General features: G+C 60.2%; 1 protein-coding gene. It reads right to left on the reverse strand.

Features of this window, described 5'->3' with window-relative positions; translation table 11 throughout:
• Positions 1-619: IS110 family RNA-guided transposase (locus tag PROAA_RS04430; protein WP_186410179.1), on the reverse strand; the 619-nt coding region annotated here is incomplete at its 3' end.
• Positions 620-738 lie beyond the last annotated feature (119 nt).

Consider the following 738-nt stretch of genomic DNA (forward strand, 5'->3'; position numbering starts at 1 on the left):
CGATCAGCCGGTCGTACTCCGCAATCCTGGCATCGAGCGCATCAGCGTGGGCGAGCAGATCTCCGATACAGCGATTGGCACACCCCGGCAGGTCTTCGAGATGAGCGCCAACGCTTCGGCGCAGACAGGCGACCTTCTGCGGCAGAACGATGCCGAATTCGGACATCAGGCCGCGCAGGCGGTTGTAGATCGCGGTGCGTTCTTCGACGAAGCCATTGCGGGTGCGGTGCAGGCACAGGATGATCTGTTGGTGTTCTTCCTTGACCGGGACGAAGCGCATGTGCGGCCGGCGCACGGCTTCGCAGATTGCCTGCGCGTCGGCAGCGTCATTCTTGCCGCGCTTGCCCGACAGGCGGTAGGGCGTGACGAATTTGGGGGCCATCAGCCGAACCGTGTGTCCGTGCTGACGAAACAGCCGCGCCCAGTGGTGTGCGCCGGAGCAGGCTTCCATGCCGATGACGCAGGGTGGCAGTGGGGCGATCAGTGGCAAAAGATGCTCACGTGATACTTTGGGCTTGACCAGCACGGACTTCCCGTTATCATCAACGCCGTGTACGGCAAAGACGTTCTTGGAAAGATCGATTCCTACGGTGATCACACGGTGATTTCCTTCGGTCATAATGCTCATGGACTTCCCCTTTCGTGGTGTTGATGTTGTCTTGAAACTCCATCATGGCACGCGTTGCCGATTGCGGCTTCCGCCGCTACCTCGGGACGGGGAAGTCCCTTTCATTCGTT

It is taken from the genome of Candidatus Propionivibrio aalborgensis (genome assembly GCF_900089945.1).
Taxonomy (GTDB): Bacteria; Pseudomonadota; Gammaproteobacteria; order Burkholderiales; family Rhodocyclaceae; genus Propionivibrio; species Propionivibrio aalborgensis.